The sequence below is a fragment of the Vibrio sp. 10N.222.48.A3 genome (assembly GCF_041475345.1).
Lineage (GTDB): Bacteria > Pseudomonadota > Gammaproteobacteria > Enterobacterales > Vibrionaceae > Vibrio > Vibrio tasmaniensis_A.
Genome location: NZ_JBFRVX010000716.1, coordinates 1 through 1,303, shown reverse-complemented (window position 1 = coordinate 1,303; position 1,303 = coordinate 1). Strand labels below are relative to the sequence as shown.

The following is a 1,303-nucleotide window of genomic DNA, read 5'->3' as shown; positions in this document are numbered from 1 at the left end:
AAACTGGATAGATAACGTATCGGAAAGTCGTGTTTTGATGCAGATATCTGAGGATGAAAATATCGTCTATACCCAGTTCAAAGCGCCTTGGCCTGCCAGAGATCGCGATATGGTGACCTACTCAAAATATAGCATCGAGGATGGGCAGTTTGTCTTGTCGATCAAGGATGCGTCTGATTATTTGGCGAAAGAGTCGGGGTACATTCGAATTTATGATGTAGATGCCTTATGGACTCTGCAACCGCTCACCAATGGTAATACCTATATCACCTATACCGCTTACGCGAACGCAGGTGGCATCCTGCCAAATTGGTTAATGAACAAATTATCGATTGATAGTGCACTGAGCACGTTTAAAGGGCTAAAAGAACAATTACAGAAGTACCAAGGCCAGCAGCACCCTAACCTGCCAAGTGAGTCTCGCTAGCGATACCAGTCGATGGGTAGATAACTAGGTAGCTAAGTAAGTGGTAGATAAATAGATACTAAGGCCTTCTAGCGAGGTCGCGAGCTAAGATAAGTGCTAAACCAAACACCTGAAGAAACAGGGCAATATTCTTGTAGAAAGCCATTTTTTCATCGAGCCTTTGGATTAATTCAACCAAGGTCAGATTATCCAAATAGTAGTCATCAATTCGTGCTCGTTGGGCTTCTTGAGCACTGTTTATCAGCATCATAAGCTTGGGTAAATTAGCCAACGAGATGGCTGGCACCTCCTCACTCACCCAACTCCGGAGTTGGCCGCGCAGCGCTTCATCGAGGATGGTGGCAGGTTGAGCGGTTTCTGTTGAGGGTTTATCTAGGTGGATCAGAATGGCTTCACGCTTGCGCTCTAAGGTTTCGATCGTATTCCAGGCCAGTTGTATTGAGTACACATTACCGTATTTACGATCGTTGTATTCCGATTTTTCCGCTTCAATTTTGTCGAGCACCAAGCTCGACATGACAATAGCCATGACGTTCAGTATGAGACCTGCAAGGACAATCGCCCAAGCAGGGGGAAGGCGCAATGCCATAATGCTCCCTAGAACATTTTATCAAAAGGTAGGTAAGCTAAGTTTAGGACAATCAAAGAGATCATGCAGATAAGCGTCAACACCATGCCCACTTTTCTACCCTTTAAGTTTTTTGCCAGAATACCTTTTGCATGAATCACACGCCCCAGAATAAATGCAACACCAATGGCATGAATAAGCCACACACTGGCACCATTCATCTCCAAAAAGCCCATCAAAATAACCGTAATTGGGATGTAATCCATTGCATTACTTTGTGCGGAACGTGCTATCTGTAGCGACTCAAC

Annotated in this window: 3 protein-coding genes; 1 reads left to right on the top strand and 2 read right to left on the bottom strand. The window is 44.7% G+C overall.

What is annotated here, in order from left to right; all coding sequences use genetic code 11:
- The coding region (locus tag AB4653_RS18820) for an START domain-containing protein (RefSeq protein ID WP_372104984.1) at nucleotides 1-427 on the top strand (427 nt) is incomplete at its 5' end.
- A gap of 58 nt (nucleotides 428-485) precedes the next feature.
- Here the strand turns inward: AB4653_RS18820 and AB4653_RS18815 are convergent.
- Entirely contained in the window at nucleotides 486-1,016 is a 531-nt protein-coding gene (locus AB4653_RS18815; protein ID WP_009846115.1) for a hypothetical protein, read from the bottom strand.
- Nucleotides 1,017-1,024: 8 nt separating this feature from the next.
- The coding region (locus tag AB4653_RS18810) for an MAPEG family protein (protein ID WP_372104982.1) at nucleotides 1,025-1,303 on the bottom strand (279 nt) is incomplete at its 5' end.

Bases quoted from the DNA above. Each gene is read 5' to 3' on its own strand.
- AB4653_RS18815 (WP_009846115.1), bottom strand. From the start codon at position 1,016: ATGGCATTGCGCCTTCCCCCTGCTTGGGCGATTGTCCTTGCAGGTCTC.